Source organism: Avrilella dinanensis (assembly GCF_002807015.1).
Lineage (GTDB): Bacteria > Bacteroidota > Bacteroidia > Flavobacteriales > Flavobacteriaceae > Flavobacterium > Flavobacterium dinanensis.
Genome location: NZ_NIPO01000001.1, coordinates 726,459 through 743,024 on the forward strand (window position 1 = coordinate 726,459; position 16,566 = coordinate 743,024).

General features: G+C 38.8%; 20 protein-coding genes. 6 read left to right on the plus strand and 14 right to left on the minus strand.

Annotated features, from left to right (window positions below):
• Positions 1-2: 2 nt before the first annotated feature.
• Entirely contained in the window at positions 3-1,166 is a 1,164-nt protein-coding gene (locus CDL10_RS03570) for a sigma-54-dependent transcriptional regulator (RefSeq protein ID WP_100677270.1), read from the plus strand.
• 27 nt (positions 1,167-1,193) lie between these two features.
• Here the strand turns inward: CDL10_RS03570 and CDL10_RS03575 are convergent, their stop codons facing one another.
• From CDL10_RS03575 to CDL10_RS03590, 4 genes are read right to left on the minus strand one after another with little or no spacing between them, the layout of a single operon-like run.
• Positions 1,194-1,751, minus strand: coding sequence for a phosphatase PAP2 family protein (locus CDL10_RS03575; RefSeq protein ID WP_100677271.1), 558 nt, complete (start codon positions 1,749-1,751; stop codon positions 1,194-1,196).
• Entirely contained in the window at positions 1,751-2,110 is a 360-nt protein-coding gene (locus CDL10_RS03580) for a Sec-independent protein translocase subunit TatA/TatB (RefSeq protein WP_100677272.1), read from the minus strand. Before CDL10_RS03580 ends, CDL10_RS03575 begins: the two co-directional genes overlap by 1 nt.
• Positions 2,111-2,145: 35 nt before the next feature.
• Complete coding sequence (locus CDL10_RS03585) at positions 2,146-2,886, minus strand: hypothetical protein (RefSeq protein ID WP_100677273.1); 741 nt, start codon at positions 2,884-2,886, stop codon at positions 2,146-2,148.
• Complete coding sequence (locus CDL10_RS03590) at positions 2,876-3,568, minus strand: hypothetical protein (RefSeq protein ID WP_100677274.1); 693 nt, start codon at positions 3,566-3,568, stop codon at positions 2,876-2,878. Before CDL10_RS03590 ends, CDL10_RS03585 begins: the two co-directional genes overlap by 11 nt.
• 110 nt (positions 3,569-3,678) lie before the next feature.
• Between CDL10_RS03590 and pepE the strand changes: the two genes are divergently transcribed.
• Positions 3,679-4,386 carry a dipeptidase PepE gene (pepE, locus tag CDL10_RS03595; RefSeq protein WP_100677275.1) on the plus strand — a complete coding sequence of 236 codons (708 nt, stop codon included), beginning with the start codon at positions 3,679-3,681 and terminating at the stop codon, positions 4,384-4,386.
• Between the two features lie 30 nt (positions 4,387-4,416).
• Here the strand turns inward: pepE and CDL10_RS03600 are convergent, their stop codons facing one another.
• On the minus strand, positions 4,417-4,740 hold the full coding sequence (locus tag CDL10_RS03600; protein ID WP_100677276.1) for an arsenate reductase family protein: 324 nt from the start codon (positions 4,738-4,740) through the stop codon (positions 4,417-4,419).
• Positions 4,741-5,026: 286 nt separating this feature from the next.
• Here CDL10_RS03600 and CDL10_RS03605 point away from each other — a divergent pair, with 286 nt between their 5' ends.
• Entirely contained in the window at positions 5,027-6,178 is a 1,152-nt protein-coding gene (locus CDL10_RS03605) for an ATP-binding protein (RefSeq protein WP_100677277.1), read from the plus strand.
• Between the two features lie 64 nt (positions 6,179-6,242).
• Here the strand turns inward: CDL10_RS03605 and CDL10_RS03610 are convergent, their stop codons facing one another.
• The 8 genes from CDL10_RS03610 to trmB form a co-directional block, all read right to left on the minus strand.
• Positions 6,243-7,208, minus strand: a complete 966-nt coding sequence (locus CDL10_RS03610; protein WP_100677278.1) for an SPFH domain-containing protein — start codon at positions 7,206-7,208, stop codon at positions 6,243-6,245.
• A 10-nt stretch (positions 7,209-7,218) separates the two neighbouring features.
• Positions 7,219-7,674, minus strand: coding sequence for a hypothetical protein (locus CDL10_RS03615; RefSeq protein WP_165772976.1), 456 nt, complete (start codon positions 7,672-7,674; stop codon positions 7,219-7,221).
• 168 nt (positions 7,675-7,842) lie between these two features.
• Positions 7,843-9,354: a glutamate--tRNA ligase gene (gene gltX, locus CDL10_RS03620; protein WP_100677280.1), complete on the minus strand. Its 1,512-nt coding sequence runs from the start codon at positions 9,352-9,354 to the stop codon at positions 7,843-7,845.
• Positions 9,355-9,557: 203 nt separating this feature from the next.
• The gene (locus CDL10_RS03625) at positions 9,558-10,124 is read right to left on the minus strand and encodes a 5-formyltetrahydrofolate cyclo-ligase (RefSeq protein WP_100677281.1); all 567 of its coding nucleotides are present in this window, start codon (positions 10,122-10,124) and stop codon (positions 9,558-9,560) included.
• The gene (locus CDL10_RS03630) at positions 10,117-11,088 is read right to left on the minus strand and encodes a succinylglutamate desuccinylase/aspartoacylase family protein (RefSeq protein WP_100677282.1); all 972 of its coding nucleotides are present in this window, start codon (positions 11,086-11,088) and stop codon (positions 10,117-10,119) included. The genes CDL10_RS03625 and CDL10_RS03630 overlap by 8 nt, the downstream gene beginning before the upstream one ends.
• A gap of 11 nt (positions 11,089-11,099) precedes the next feature.
• Positions 11,100-11,417: an MGMT family protein gene (locus CDL10_RS03635; protein WP_100677283.1), complete on the minus strand. Its 318-nt coding sequence runs from the start codon at positions 11,415-11,417 to the stop codon at positions 11,100-11,102.
• Positions 11,417-12,046 (minus strand): hypothetical protein, encoded by a 630-nt coding sequence (locus CDL10_RS03640; protein WP_100677284.1) that lies wholly within the window; start codon positions 12,044-12,046, stop codon positions 11,417-11,419. Before CDL10_RS03640 ends, CDL10_RS03635 begins: the two co-directional genes overlap by 1 nt.
• The gene (trmB, locus tag CDL10_RS03645; protein ID WP_100677285.1) at positions 12,047-12,718 is read right to left on the minus strand and encodes a tRNA (guanosine(46)-N7)-methyltransferase TrmB; all 672 of its coding nucleotides are present in this window, start codon (positions 12,716-12,718) and stop codon (positions 12,047-12,049) included. It lies immediately after the preceding gene.
• Between the two features lie 47 nt (positions 12,719-12,765).
• Here trmB and CDL10_RS03650 point away from each other — a divergent pair, with 47 nt between their 5' ends.
• Positions 12,766-13,431, plus strand: a complete 666-nt coding sequence (locus CDL10_RS03650; protein ID WP_100677286.1) for a DUF4271 domain-containing protein — start codon at positions 12,766-12,768, stop codon at positions 13,429-13,431.
• Positions 13,432-13,444: 13 nt separating this feature from the next.
• Positions 13,445-14,191 carry a uroporphyrinogen-III synthase gene (locus tag CDL10_RS03655; RefSeq protein WP_100678624.1) on the plus strand — a complete coding sequence of 249 codons (747 nt, stop codon included), beginning with the start codon at positions 13,445-13,447 and terminating at the stop codon, positions 14,189-14,191.
• Positions 14,192-14,233: 42 nt separating this feature from the next.
• On the opposite strand, the gene trpS is transcribed toward CDL10_RS03655, so the two are convergent.
• Positions 14,234-15,205 (minus strand): tryptophan--tRNA ligase, encoded by a 972-nt coding sequence (gene trpS / locus CDL10_RS03660; protein WP_100677287.1) that lies wholly within the window; start codon positions 15,203-15,205, stop codon positions 14,234-14,236.
• Positions 15,206-15,328: 123 nt separating this feature from the next.
• Here trpS and CDL10_RS03665 point away from each other — a divergent pair, with 123 nt between their 5' ends.
• Entirely contained in the window at positions 15,329-16,057 is a 729-nt protein-coding gene (locus tag CDL10_RS03665; protein WP_100677288.1) for a lysophospholipid acyltransferase family protein, read from the plus strand.
• Positions 16,058-16,566: the final 509 nt, after the last annotated feature.

The window sequence follows — 16,566 nt, forward strand, 5'->3', positions numbered from 1 at the left end:
TTATGTCAAAAATTTTAATTGTAGAAGACGAATCAGCAATCCGACGGGTGCTGTCAAAAATACTCAGCGAAGAAGACGAAAGCTATCAGATATTTGAAGCGGAAGACGGTGAAAAAGCGATTCAGATGATTACCGAAGACGATTTTGATTTGGTAATCTGCGACATCAAAATGCCAAAAAAAGACGGCGAAGAGGTTTTGGCTTATGCAAAAAGCATCAAGCCCGAAATAAATTTCGTGATGATTTCCGGGCATGGCGACCTCGAAACCGCTGTAAACACTATGCGTTTGGGAGCTTTTGATTATATATCCAAACCGCCGGATTTAAACAGATTGCTCACAACGGTTCGCAATGCCTTAGACCATAAAACTTTGAAAGTGGAAAACAAACTTTTAAAGAAAAAAGTCAGTAAAAAATACGAAATGATTGGCGACAGCGAGCCAATGCAGCAAATCAAAGAAATGATTGACAAGGTGGCACCAACCGAAGCGAGAGTGCTTGTAACCGGACCAAACGGAACCGGAAAAGAGTTGGTGGCTCACAACCTGCACGAAAAAAGCGAACGTGCCAAACAACCACTGGTAGAAGTGAATTGTGCGGCTATTCCGTCAGAACTGATTGAGAGCGAATTGTTTGGGCATGTAAAAGGAGCATTTACTTCGGCAGTAAAAGACCGTGCCGGAAAGTTTGAAGCTGCTCACAACGGTACACTTTTTCTGGACGAGATCGGCGATATGAGTATGGCGGCACAGGCAAAAGTGCTTCGGGCATTACAGGAAAATGTTATCAGCCGGGTTGGGTCAGATAAAGACATCAAAGTGAATGTCCGGGTTATCGCAGCAACTAATAAAGATTTGAAAAAAGAGATTGAAGAAGGGCGTTTTCGGGAAGATTTATACCATCGGTTGGCAGTAATTCTTATTAAAGTGCCGGCACTCAACGACCGGAGGGAAGATATTCCAACGTTGATTCATCATTTTGCCAGACAAATAGCCGAAGAAAACGGAACGGCAGAGAAAAAATTCACAGACAAAGCCATAAAATTATTACAGAATTACGACTGGACAGGAAATATCCGGGAATTACGCAACGTGGTGGAAAGGTTGATTATCCTTGGTAATCAGGAAATTTCTGAAAGCGATGTACAGATGTTTGCTTCAAAGTAGGAAGATGTTGGCAAACAACACCCAACATCAAACATACCTGTTACAAACATAAACATACAACCGGAAAAACAGATAACCGGAAAGCAATCCAAACAGATAGCCGGACAAAATATCCAACGGAAAATGTAATCCGAGATATAATCTGGTGTAAGCAAAAATCAACGGAAACAAAAACAACAGCCAGGCTTTTTTGTAATAGTTTTTCATGGCCATAAAAATGATGAAAATGGCTCCCAGACTGTTGGACGCATGACCGGAAAAATAGCTCCATGAAGCACTTCCTTTGACGTTTCGGATAACGTCTGTGAGTTCCGGGTCGTTAACAGGGCGGTAGCGTTGAACGGTGTTTTTAACCAGATTGGTCATTTGGTCGGTAAAAACAAAAAATAAAGTCAGTGTGAGTAGTAACAAGATGAGTTGTTTGAGCGGAAGTTTTCTGTACAGCAGGTAGAGAATGACCAGAAATAACGGCCACCAGTTAAGTTGTTTGGTGATGTAGAGCCAAAAAAAATCCCAAGTTTCATTGCCCAGACCGTTGAGAAAAACCAGCAAATCTTTGTCCCACTGTATGATTTGTTCCCACATTATTTCTGACGTTTTATTGGTCCGGTAAGGTTTTCAAAATCTTCTTTGACCTTACTGATTTCTTTTTCCACATCAGCAGCAGGGTTGAGGTTGGTGGCTTCTTTCAGGTCTTTTTCTATTTCGTCCACACCCAAAGATTCTTTGATTTTGTTGGGATTAATAGCTTCTTTGACTTCATTAACAATCCCGGTTTCATCAACAGATTTGGTAATTTCGTGCTTAATCTGGTTGGTGGCTTGTTTAATCTGAGTCATTGTTTTGGCAAAACCTCTCGCCAGCTCAGGAACTTTGTCTGAGCCGAATAACATCAGCACCATCAAAATGATAAATACAAGTTCGCCGGTTCCTATACCAAACATATCGTTTAAATTTTATTTTACAAAATTACGAAATTCTATTCTTCTTCAGGAATGCTTTTTAAAAACTCTTCCACTTTTTCGCTGTATTTCAGTTTTACGTAATCTTCGCCGTTTCCGGTTACACTTGCCGACAAAACATCGTTGTATTGCAAAAGATGAAAGCCAAATGCCGGAATATATTCTTCCGGAATGTGCAAATCTTCCAGATAAAATTCTTTCGGAAAAACAGCGATGAGTTTTTCTGCCAGCTGCATTTCACGTTCGTATGCCAGTGCTTTTTCCAGCATTTTCGTTCTTCCGGACAAAGCATTGATAATTCCGTCCAATCCGATAGAAATTTGTGCATCAGGACTAGGGTTATGAGAAGTTGCCCGATGCAGGTTGCGTTCGGAAAGGGTTCTGTACGTTGGTTTTCCAAAACCCAGCGATTCGCTTGTGACTCTACGGTCGATATAGAGTTCGTCCAAAGTATATTCGATAAATTCCAAAGGAACAAACATGATTTTTTTGTTCATATCCTCATACGAAACCACTTTTTCCCGCCCGACAAATTCGATACTCGAAAAAATCAATGTGTCATTGGGCTGGACTTTCATTCGGAAATAACCACCTTTTTCACTTTCGACGGTTTCTTTGGTGTTTTTATTCTGTATATAAATTCCTGAAAGCTCAGTAGTACGGGCAACGACTTTACCCAAAACAGGTCGTCTGCCGGGTTGGGCATAGGCAGTAATTGTGAGCAAAAACAAAAGACTTGTCAGGATACTATTCTTCATGCTGTTCATTTTCTGTGTTCAAAAATCGAAAAGATTTTTCATATAATTCTAATTCTGTCTGTTTTGGATTGGACTGCAAGATATTGAATAACGAGATATCTTCCGCTAAAAAAAGATAAAATAAATCCGCTTTTTCAGTCGGAATTTTATATTTTTCTGTCAGTTCTTCCATCGGAATAGTGGATTCAAACCATACTTTTCGCTGATGAAAACTTGGTGGCTCGGGAGCTTGGTTTTTCTTTGCAAACAATCCGATAATCAATTCAAATATGCCTTTGAGGTCAGCTTGGTCCGGGTTAGGTTTTTCATAACTAAAACCTGAAATCCCTAAACTTTCAGATGTAGGTTGTGAATCGATAACTAATTCTTCCAGCTCCTCTGATTTCAGGGTCAATTCAATTTGCCGGATTCTGTTTTCATCTTCCGAACCAATGTTAAAAACATTTGGTACAAAATAATCGTTGGCGTCAAATACGACTACTTTGTCGCCTTGGTTTACACGAATTTCAAACTCGCCTTTTGGATTGAGTTTTACGATTTCGTCAGTATTTCTGTTCAGTACAAAAACGTTTTCTGGTATTTCCTCCTGCGACGAAACCGTGCCTTTCAGCATAAAATTTTGTTGACCGAATGCAGCATAAGACAGCAATAAAACCAATCCAAAAAAGTAGTTTTTAAACATCGTTCATAGTTTTTTGTAAAACTAATGGCTGTTTTATTAAACAAACTACAAAGTCTCCACAAATTTGTGTTAATGCTGAGGTCTGATTAACTTTGCAGAAATATCTGAATATGAAAAAAATGATTATTGCCAGCACTTCGACGGTGTATGGACAAGAATATCTGGAATATTTACTACCAACATTGGAAAATTTTTTCGAACAAGTGTCTGAAATTACGTTTATTCCTTATGCAAGACCGGGTGGAATCACACATGAGCAATATACGAGCAAGGTGTCTGAGGCTTTCGGGAAAATAAATATCCGCGTGAAAGGACTGCATGAATATAAATCTGCCAGAGAAGGAATCGAACAGGCTGAAGCACTGTTTACCGGCGGCGGAAATACTTTTTTGCTCGTTCAGCAATTATATGAGCAGGATATCATGCAGTTGCTCAAACAGAAAATTGAATCCGGAACGCCATACCTCGGTACGTCGGCAGGAAGTAATATTACTGGTTTAACGATGAGCACGACCAATGATATGCCGATTGTCTATCCGCCAAGTTTTCAAACGCTGGGTTGTGTGCCGTTTAATATCAATCCGCATTATCTCGACCCGCTACCAAACAGTGAACACATGGGCGAAACCCGTGAAACCCGAATCAAAGAGTTTCATCAGTTCAACATGCAGCCTGTAATCGGATTGAGAGAAGGCAGCTGGCTGGAAGTTTCGGAAGGTGACATCTGGCTTAGAGGAAACCTTTCTGCACGAATATTCCGGCACGGCAAAGAACCGTTTGAACAAGCTACCGATAGCCTGTTGAATTTAAGCCATTAGTTTTGTCATGGCTAATTTATTATTGGTTTTTCACTTTTCGGGACTTTTACCAATAGTAATTTTTTTGCCGTTGATGATAACGGGGCGTTTCAGAAAAGTGTAATGCTGAAGAATATAGTGTTTGTAATCTTCTTCGGAAAGTTTTTCATTTTTCAGCCCCATTTCAGCATATAATTTTGCCCGCCGGCTGAACAGTTTTTCGTAACTACCTGCCAGAGCTTTCATTTCGTCGAGCTGTTGAGCGGTCACAGGCTCGTCTTTGATGTTTTGTAATTCGTAATCGGCGATGTCCGGTATTTGTTTCATGATGCGTTTGCAGGTGTCGCAGGTTTTCAGGTAATATATTTTTTGCATAATGTTTTTTTACAAACATACATTTTTTGCATGATACACAAAAAAGATTTCCGGACATATTATAATGAAATAATTGTACGTTATCCTCATAAAAACTATGAAACTGTTTAAATTTGTCTTATAAGAAATTTTATGAGCTATTTTTGAGGTAGAACAAGGCAAATTTTCAAAGGATAGCAGACTATCGTTTTAAAATTTAACGCAGTTATGCCAAAAAGAGCCTTAAAAGACTTATCTGAGATAATTTTATACAGTTTCTATATTTACAAATCAGAAATTACTTTTTATGAGATTGACCAACCGGATAAAATTACGTTATATTATCATCTTGTTTTCACTGGGAATCCTGTGCCTTATCCTGTGGAATACTTATCAGCTTTTCCAAACATTTAAGCAGGAGGAAAGGCTCAAAATGGAAATCTGGGCGAATGCTCAAAAAGGAGTTAATATGGTTGGAGAAAACGATAATGTTGATTTGGATTTAAATTATCTTGTCATTACTCAAAATACAACTATCCCTATCGCCATGATAAATCCTAACGGAATAATAGAGATGGCAAATGTTGATGAAAAAATAACAGAAGATACCAAGTTAAAGAAGAGGTTTGTTAGCCAGCTGAAAGCACAAAATCCACCGATTGAGATTAGCCACCCGAGTGGTACTTTTTACATTTATTATGGCAATTCATCATTAGTCAATAAACTGAAATATTATCCGTTGGCATTGATTTCTATTTTGATTTTGTTTGGCGGATTGGTGTACAGCTATTTCAGAACCAACAGAATATCTGCCGAAAACAGACTTTGGGCAGGAATGGCAAAGGAAACCGCTCATCAGATAGGAACGCCTTTGTCTTCGCTTTTGGGCTGGATTGAGTTGATGAAATTACAAAAAGTGGATGAACAAATTGTAGATGAAGTCGGTAAAGATGTTCACCGATTGGAAGTGATTGCCGACCGTTTTTCAAAAATAGGCTCTGTGCCGGTGCTGGAAAAAATCAATATCGTAGAGGCAACCCAAAGCTCGCTGACATACCTGAGTGCCAGAAGTTCCAAGCAAATAGACTTTTCTTTTTCGAACAACGATGCTGAAATTTGGGTTAATCTCAATCCGGCACTGCATCACTGGACGATAGAAAATCTGGTTAAAAATGCTATTGATGCTATCAAAGGAAAAGGGAAAATCTGCGTAGATATTACGGCAGACAAAAATAATGTGACGCTAAAAGTGACTGATAACGGTAAGGGAATTGCTAAAAACCAGTTCAAAAAAATATTTGAACCCGGGTTTACTACCAAAAAACGCGGTTGGGGATTGGGGTTGTCTTTAACGAAAAGAATTGTACAGGATTACCACAAAGGCAAGATAAAAGTGATTCAGTCGGTACCTTACAGCGAAACGGTATTTTCTATTGTTTATCCGGTTGTGAATGAATAAGCCACGAATTCACTAATTTTTATAAATCTGTTCGTGTAATTCGTGGCTAAATCTGGGGATTAATTTACTCGTCGTTTGTCGAAAAATCGTCGTTTTTACGATTTCCTCCTGATAGATTTTTATTACTATTTGATTGTTTCATTGCTTCTCCTACTTGGTTGCTTGCCGTGAATGCCGCCACCATATTGTTGAGCATTTCACTACCGGCTTGTGGAGAGTTTGGTAATAAAATCAAATTGGAATTGGTGTCCGAACCAATGGATTGCAATGTGTCATAGTGTTGTGTTACTACGATTAACGCCGAGGCTTCCTGCGAGTTGATTCCTACGCCATTCAGCACGTCCACACTTTCCACCAATCCACGGGCAATTTCCCGCCGTTGGTCAGCAATACCTTGTCCTTGCAGGCGTTTTGATTCAGCTTCGGCTTTTGCTTTGGCAACAATTCTGATACGTTGTGCTTCCGCCTCATATTCTGCCGCAGTTTTTTCTCGGTCGGCAGCGTTGATACGGTTCATCGCACTTTTTACCTGTATATCCGGGTCAATATCTGTAATCAACGTGTTGATGATGTCATAGCCGTAAGTCGTCATCGCTTCGTTTAATTCCGCTTTAACCGCAATAGCGATATCGTCTTTTCTTTCAAAAACGTCGTCTAACTTCATTTTTGGTACTTCGGCACGTACAACGTCAAAAACGTAAGAAGTGATTTGGTCGTGCGGATATTCCAGTTTATAAAAAGCCTCGTAAACTTTTTCCTGAATCACTTTGAATTGCACCGAAACTTTTAGCTTAACGAATACATTATCTTTGGTTTTTGTTTCGATGATAACGTCCAATTGTTGGATTCTCAGGTTTACACGTCCAGCAATTCGGTCGATAATCGGAATTTTCAGCTGAAGTCCGGAATTTCTGATAGAGTGAAATCGCCCGAAACGTTCAACAATTACTGATGATTGTTGTTTAACTACGAAAAATGAACTGAAAAATATAATCAGTCCGAGGATTAATAAAGGAATTAGATATACCATAGTAAATGATTTAGTTGTTTAATTTATTTAAATATAATTTCATTTTGGATCCTTCGGGAATTGGAATCCCGGGATAATAGATGTTGATTAATTCGGCATATTCCGAAATGTCACTTTCAATAATCATCTGATTGCCGGTTGAGCTCGACACTTCGCCGGTAATGTTGTAGCCCATGTATTCCACTGTAATAGTCGAGCCAGATTCTTCCCAGCTTTGTACCTGTTCGGTTACTTCGCAATTCGGTTCGTGTACATAAGTTTTCATTTCGCCCTGGTCGAGAAAAAACAAATAGTCTTTGTCACAACCGGACTGATGTGGATAATACTGTGCATAATCCTCATTTTCACCGATAAAAGGTAGTACCGGTACTACTTTTTCGGGAGACCATTTTGTATCGATCAATTCCGATTTATCGGAGTTATTGTCATCGTCTGATGAGCAAGACCACACTAAAGGTGTTAGCATAAGCAGCCAAAATATTTTTTTCATAACTGATGAATAAGATTAGCACCAAATATAATAAAAAAAATGAAAAAGTGAGGTATTTTTTGAGGTTAGTTTTGTTGCTGAAACGGTATTTCCATAAGTAGTAAGATATAAAAAAAGCACAGAATTATTCTGTGCTTTATGAGGTTATTGAATTGCAGATAAGCTAAAATCAATTCGTTTCAACACTTCTTCTTTGCCTAATAAGGAAGCGATTTCAAAAACGTCAGGACCTTTCATGCTGCCCACAAGGCTCACACGCAGAGGCTGCATCACTTTTCCCATACCTAATTCGTTCTCGGAAATATATTGTTTAACTGCTTTCTCGATACCAGGTGCGTTAAAATCCTCAACGGTTGCCATAACTTTTTTTAAGTTTTCGAGATACTGAGCAGTTTCTTGATTCCATTTTTTGGTGGCTTTGTCGTCTAAAATTGTTGGTGCTGTGAAGAAAAAATCTGCCAAATCATAAAAATCAGTAACAAAATCAGCTCTTTCTTTAATCAATCCGACTACTTTTTCTGTATAAATCAAATCGGTTTGAATGCCTTTTTGTTCTAAAATAGGTAAAAAAAGTTCTGCCAGTTCTCTGTCAGACTTTTGAATCAGGTATTGATGATTAAACCATTTGTTTTTCTCCGGGTCAAATTTCGCTCCGGATTTATTTACTCGACTCAAATCAAAGGATTCGATGAGTTCCGGCAAGGAGTAAATTTCTTTATCAGTACCGTCATTCCAGCCCAGTAAAGCCAGAAAGTTTATGACTGCTTCCGGAAAAAATCCGCTTTCTCTGTATCCTGATGAATGTTCCCCTTCAGATGATTTCCATTCCAGCGGAAATACAGGAAATCCTAATTTGTCGCCATCTCTTTTGGATAATTTACCGTTGCCAACCGGTTTCAAAATTAAAGGTAAATGAGCAAACTGCGGAACGTCCCAGCCAAATGCTTTGTACAACATCACGTGCAACGGCAAAGATGGCAACCATTCTTCGCCACGGATAACGTGGGTGGTTTCCTGCAAGTGGTCATCTACGATATTTGCCAGATGATAAGTCGGCATTCCGTCTGATTTGAACAGCACTTTGTCGTCCAGAAGTGACGTGTTGAATTTCACTTGCTCACGCACCAAATCTTCCACGATGATTTCTTCATCGGCAGGCGTTTTAAAACGGATTACATAAGGTTCGCCTGAATCCAACTTCTGTTGTGTTTCTTCTGCAGACAAACATAAACTGTTGTTGAGTTTATTGCGGGTTGAAGGATTGTAAATAAACGTATTTCCTTCTTTTTCAGCATCTTTTCTGAGTGTGTCCAATTCTTCAGCTGTGTCAAAAGCATAGTAAGCATTGCCAGAATCAATAAGTTGTTGGGCATATTGCTTATACAAATGTTTGCGTTCACTTTGTTTGTACGGACCAAATTTTTCGTTCTTCCCGATGGTTTCGTCAGGTTCTATCCCCAGCCATTTCAACGATTCAAAAATATAGGCTTCGGCTCCCGGAACAAAACGGGTTTGGTCGGTGTCTTCAATACGAATATAGAAAACGCCGTTGTTTTTTTTGGCAAACAAATAATTGAAAAGAGCCGTCCGAACTCCGCCAATGTGCAGAGGACCTGTCGGACTTGGGGCAAATCTTACACGAACTGATTTTGTCATTCTTCTTTAATTTTAATGCAAAGATACAATGAAATGTTTAATCAAAAATCGTATTAAAGTTGTTTGACGTTGTTTTTATGTTGGGTGTTTGATGCCGGAAGAAACCTGAGGGGTTTGTATGCGTTGTTGTGCGAACTCCGTAGGTTTTCTTTTTGTTTCAAGTTCTAACAACTAATGGCTTTTGGTTCTTCACTCTTGGCTAATTAGTTAAAATCAAAAATTTCATTGGGCGTAACCGCCATATCCAACGGGATATCTTCCGGACGGATATCTGTGATTTCTTCTTCCGGCGGATAGAACGATAAACCTATTTTTATAACGTCTTTACGGCATTTCTGTAAAAAATTATCGTAAAAACCTTTGCCGTAACCCACTCTGTTTCCCGATTTATCATAAGCCAACAATGGAATGAAAATTACGTCAATTTGCTGGTCATCTACAGGAAATCCGTCAATTGGTTCGGGAATGTTGTAGTCGTTTTTCCGAATGGTGGTCGTATCGGTCAGCAAAACGTGGTGCATACTCAGGTTGCTGAAATCGGTGCGGGAAATAACCACATTTTTGTCTTTGCCGAATAAAATCTGCAACAGATAATCAGTATTCACTTCCTTTTGCTCGGCAATCGGCAGAAAAATATGATAAGTCTGATGATTCCAGATATTGCTTTTCAGAGTTTGATTAGCAATTGCGAGGCTCATTTCTTCCACCTCGTCGGCAGAAAGCTGTTTACGCAATGTTTTGTACTTCGTTCTGATTTCTTTTTTATTCATCTTTTAACCGGGTTGAAATATGATAGACCGCATCGCCTTGAAAGACAATAGGAGCTTGGTTTTCGTTAATGATATAGCCCGAATTCGGTGCCAAAACCTGTTCTTCAACTTCTCCGTAAGGGTCTGAAATAGTAGCCAGCACTTCGCCTTCCGTCACATAATCACCATGTTTGGTCTGACTGTGAAACAGTCCGGAATACGGGGCACGCACCCAGATTGACTCCGTTATAAATATTGGTTCGGTCCTGATATCATCAACAGAAAAATCTTTGTTGAGCATATTCAGATTGTCGAGCAACCGCATAATTCCTGCCACACCGTCTTCTACAATATCGTGATTAATATCGATAGATTTTCCTCCTTCAAACAGTAAATATTTCACACCGATTTCGTCACATGATTTTCTGAATGAACCGTCAATATTGTCGGAATATAAAATAAATGGCGGCTGAAAAGCTCTTGCCAGATTTTCCAACTCAGGATTTCCGGGGGCAATCCGAATCTGAGAGGCGTTGAACCGACTCATTCCTCCGGCGTGAAAATCAACGACATAATCCACATGCGGCACAATATCGTTCATGAGGTGAAAGGCAAACCTTCCTGCGAGCGAGCCGTTGGGTGTGCCCGGAAAAACACGGTTTAAATCCCGTCCGTCCGGAAATTGCCGGGATTGGTTAACAAATCCGAAAATATTAATTACCGGAATGCAAATGATTGTGCCGGTTTGTGGCAGATGTATCCGGCGGCGAACAACCTGGCGAACAATTTCAATACCAGTCAGCTCATCGCCATGCAAACCGGCTGTGAGCAATACAGTTGCTCCTTCGTGAATTGACCTCGAAATGATAATCGGGATATCCATTTCGGTCATTGTGTGCAGTTTTGCGATATTGAGCCGAATGGTTTTGGTTTCGCCCGGAATCACTTTCTGACCAAGTATTTCCAAAGTATTGTTTGTAATCATTCGTGTAAAATTTAGGGGTGCCAAAAGAGTTTGTCAAATTCCGTTACTTGATTGTTTTTTACGATTACGCCTTCATTTTCCAGTAATTGCTGCATAAGATTGGTTCCCTGAAAATGCTGTTTGCCTGTGAGCATTCCGTTTCGGTTAACCACCCGATGAGCCGGAACGTCTTCAAGATTGTGAGAGGCGTTCAAAGCATAACCCACCATTCGGGCAGATTGCGGCGAACCGATTTTCCGGGCAATTGCCCCGTAAGTGCTGACTCTGCCAAACGGAATTCGTCTGACTTGCTCATAAACTTTATCAAAAAATGATTTTTCGTCTGACATTATCGAAATACTTTTACAGCGTTTACCCCCGCAATAATGAGGGATAAAAAGCCTAAGATAGGATAAATTTTTTGTACGACATATAAATCATTAACCTTTTTTTGCTGACCCAGCCATAGATATAACGAGAAAGCAAAATAAGCCCCGGTAGTCACGCCCACGCTCAACGAAAGTATGCTTGATGGAGAGAAATCAAACAGGTTGTTTTCTCGTAAAGATAAACTGAGAAATACGTAAAACAGTATCGTGAAAATATTGAGTATTGCCAGAACAACGCCATAAAAAAACGGTTGTGACATGATTTTTCGGATTTTTGTCTGACTGATTTCTGTTTGTGTTGATTTCTTTTTTTTACAGAAAAAGTAAATAGCTAAAGCTACAAAAACTACAATTCCTATTTCGTTGATGATATCAGAAACATACGGGTTTTTATTGATAAAACGGGCAAAATAGACCGACAGAAAAGTCTGAAAAAAGATAATTAACAAAGCTCCGCCAATAAATTTCAGTGCAGAAGCTTTGCCTTGTTGAGCGGTCATCTGCAATATAGACGTATTGAGAATACCCGGTAGCACCGAGCCAAATGTTCCGGTAAAAATCCCGATAAATATAATCCAAAACCAACCCATCTATTTGATAATGAATTGAATATAGGTTATTGGTTTGCCTTGTTCGAGGTATTGCTGCTCATAGAAAGTCTGGATACTTGTTACTTCTTCCGGTGCTCCTTCATTTCTGTATATGTGGTGGTTGGCATACAACACCTCGTGTCCTGCACCGTGCAGCAGACCAAGTGTGTAACCGTGCATAAACTCACTGTCAGTTTTGAGATGAACCAGACCAGCGGGTTTTAAAATTTTTTTATATCTGTCCAGAAATTCCTGATTAGTCAGTCGGTGTTTGGTGCGTTTGTATTTTATCTGCGGGTCAGGAAAAGTAATCCATATTTCGTCCACTTCGCCTTGGGCAAATGCATATTCAATCAATTCGATTTGGGTACGTAGAAAAGCGACATTCGATATGTTGTTTTCCGCAGCGGTTTTGGCTCCACGCCAGAATCTCGCTCCTTTGATATCAATTCCGATAAAATTTTTGTCCGGAAATTTTTCTGCCAATCCGACCGAATATTCACCTTTACCGCAACCGAGTTCCAGTACTACCGGATTATTGTTGCCAAAAACTTTTTCCCGCCAGTTGCCTTTCAGCTCATATCCTGCCAATAATAATTCCCGGCTGGGCTGATAAACATTTCCGAATGTTTCGTTTTCTCTGAATCGTTTGAGTTTATTTTTACTTCCCACAGATTAAAAATTTCTGCAAAAGTACAAATAATTTTTACCTTTGCGATATGGATATTTTATACCAAAACCGAGAATTGTGGTCTGTCGATTGGGCAATCGGACTTTTTGTGCTGGCATTTACCGTGCTGGCAATAAACAGATTGATGTATCATTTTCGCTTTGAGGAGTTTATTAAATTGCCTGTTTCTGATAAATATGTTAAAATATACAGGGATCCGGCAAACCTGAAATCCTCTTTCACGATTTCGATGTTTGCCGTTCAGTTAATTGCTTTTTCTTTTGTGATTCTGCTTTTTCTCGGTGCAAAAAATTATCTCAACCAATACAGCTGGATAGATTTCGTCAAAGTCATCAATGTACTGATACTGTTTGTGTTAGCTAAATATTTGATTGATAAAATTATATCAGAACTTTTTGATATTCAGGTTTTTGCCGACAGATACAATTTGATGAAAGTAAATTACCGTACCTATCTGGGCGTGGTGTTACTACCACTTTCGATGTTGATGTTTTTTCAGCCACGTTTGTTGAATATCGGTTTATGGATAGCGTTGGCAATGGTAGGTTTTATCAATATTCTGTTGTTTGTAAAAATATATCAGACAAATAGAAAAACCATTACAGGCAATTTATTTTATTTTATTTTGTATCTTTGCACCCTTGAAATAGCACCATATTTAATTCTCTACAAGTGGATTGAAAATTATAAGTGAAAAAAGTGACAAGATGAAAGTAAAATCAATACTGATATCACAGCCCGAGCCCAAGGCAGAGAATTCCCCGTATTTTGATATTCAGCAGAAGTACAAAGTCAAAATTGATTTTAGACCTTTTATTGAAGTGAATGGGGTTCCTGTAAAGGAAATCAGACAGCAGAAAATTGACCTGAATGATTTTTCGGCAATCATTCTGACCAGCCGGAATGCAGTTGACCACTATTTTAGAGTGGCAGAGGAAATGCGGTACAAAGTGCCGGAAACCATGCGTTATTTTTGCCAATCTGAGGCGGTGGCTTACTATTTGCAGAAATATGTAGTTTACAGAAAAAGAAAGATTTATGTCGGTAAGAAAGAATTTTCCGATATGATGCCGATGTTTAAAAAATACAGTTCGGAAAAATTTCTTTTGCCCTCGTCTGATAAATTAAATGATGATGTGGTAAAGACTTTGGAAGACCTGAAACTGAACTGGAAACAAGGTGTGTTTTTCCGGACCGAAATGGCAGATTTGTCTGATTTACGAGAAGTAAAATATGATATTCTGGTATTTTTCAGTCCGACCGGAATCAACTCTTTGTTCCATAATTTTCCTGATTTTGAACAAGGAAAAACCCGTATCGGTGTGTTTGGTAATACCACCAAAAAAGAGGCGGAAGACATGAATCTCAGAGTTGATGTTATGGCTCCTACGCCCGAAACACCTTCCATGACCATGGCTTTGGATAAGTACATTGCCAAAGCGAATAAGAAATAACAAAAAAATCTGACTGGAACCAGTCAGATTTTTTTGTTATTTCTACTCATAGCCGAGTTTTGTTCTCACTCTTTTCAGGGTTGCCTGAGCAGTTTTCTTCGCTTTTTCAGCACCGGTTTCGAGCAGTTTATCAACTTCTTCACGGTGTGACATAAAATAATCATATTTTTCGCGGGCATCTTTGAATTTATCTACAATCAATTCAAACAACGCAGTTTTCGCATGACCATATCCATAATTTCCGCCAAGATAATTCTCTTTCATCTGAGCGGTCTGTTCGAGTGTTGCCAGCAGTTTATATAAAGCAAAAACATTACAACTGTCCGGATTTTTTGGTTCCTCCAGCGGGGTGTTGTCCGTTACGATACCCATGATTTGTTTTTTCAACGCTTTATCAGATTGAAAAATATCAATAAAGTTATTTCTCGATTTGCTCATTTTATTTCCGTCAGTACCAGGAATTATCATCACGTTTTCATCGGTTTTTGCCTCAGGTAAAACAAAAGTTTCGCCCATTTGATGATTAAAACGAGAAGCCACGTCACGCGTGATTTCTATATGTTGTAACTGGTCTTTTCCGACCGGAACCAGCTCGGCATCATACAGCAATATGTCGGCTGCCATCAGCATTGGATAGGTAAACAATCCGGCATTGACATCGGTCAGATAATCTTGTTTATCCTTGAACGAATGAGCCAAAGTGAGCCTTTGGTATGGAAAAAAACAGCTCAAATACCAGGTTAGTTCGGTGGTTTCGGTTACGTCCGACTGCCGGTAGAAAGTCACTTTGTTGATGTCCAATCCGCACGCCAACCAAGCCGATGCCACGCTGTAGGTGTTTTCTCTCAGCAATTTTCCGTCTTTGATTTGGGTTGCCGAATGCAAATCTGCGATGAAAATAAATGAATCGTCTTCGCTGTTGTTTGCCATATCTATTGCCGGCAGAATTGCCCCTAACAAATTTCCTAAATGCGGAGTTCCTGTGCTTTGTACGCCTGTTAATATTTTTGCCATAATCCTTTTTTCTTTGAGCTACAAAGCTATTGATTTAGTTTTTTCTCTGCCAGTTTTTTGTTTAAAATTAGTAGTCGGGTGTAATAATTCAGTAAATTCGTGGTTTTGATACAGCTTGTTTTTATGCAAATACTGAAATATATCGCATGGTTTTTCTGGAAAGTATGGTTTTATCTGCTCATGGCAGTTGTTATTCTGTTGCTTTCTCCGCTGTTAATCATCAGTTTGTCCAACGAACGATGGTACGGATTTTTCTTCCGCCTAGCGAGATTGTGGGCGTATATTCTGTTTTACAGTATGGGATTCCGTTATCAGCTGCACGATTCACAACCGCTGGATAAGCACGGCAGCTATATGTTTGTTGCCAACCACACCTCGATGATGGACATCATGCTGATGCTTATTTTGAACAAAAACCCGTTTGTGTTTATCGGAAAAAAAGAATTGGAAAAAATGCCTTTGTTCGGATTTTTCTATAAAAAAGCGAGCATAACGGTGGACAGAAGTAGTTCCAAAAGCCGAAAGGAATCTATCGAAAAAGCCCGGCAAAAACTAAGCAATGGAATGAGCATTTGCATATTTCCGGAAGGACAGGTGCCAGACGAAGGCGTGATACTGGACGAGTTTAAAGACGGAGCTTTCCGCTTGGCTATTGATTTTCAAATACCGGTTGTCGCTTACACTTTCGTCGGACTCAAACAACATTTCCCTTATCGTTTTTGGGGTGGTAAACCCGGCAAAGTTGAAGTATATATGCACCTGCTTTTTCAGACCGATGGTTTGACCCAAAAAGATAAACCTGTATTAAAACAGAAAGTTAGAGATTGTATTATCGTTAAGTTAGAGGATTGATTTTAGAACCTTTTTTAGTTCTGCTATCCTTTGAAAATTTGCCTTGTTCTGAGGTAAAATAACCTATAAACATTTTTACAATTAAAACAATAAAATATCCATTTGAACAAATAAAACTAAGTACAACTTAAAAATAAACATCTTTTCATTTTATTATTCAAAACGATAAATCCTTTTGAATAATCATAAGTTATTTAAAGTTGTCGTTCCACGAACTTTAAATCATCTTAATACTTCATACAACATTGTTTATTTTAGTTATAATCCATTTTAATATCAAAATGTATAAAATATACATTTAACAATAAATTAATTGTTATAACTAAAAATAATAAAGTGGAGTTTGTTTCTCCTTTGAACAAAACAATGTTTTCCGTTTCACTTCAAACATTATTTTCTTCTTTGTTTCTTTGGTTTATAACTACCAAAATACTCAACTCACATTCGTTCGTCTCTATTTTACTACTTATAAACCTTTTGAATTATATACGTAGTTTTTTTTACGTACA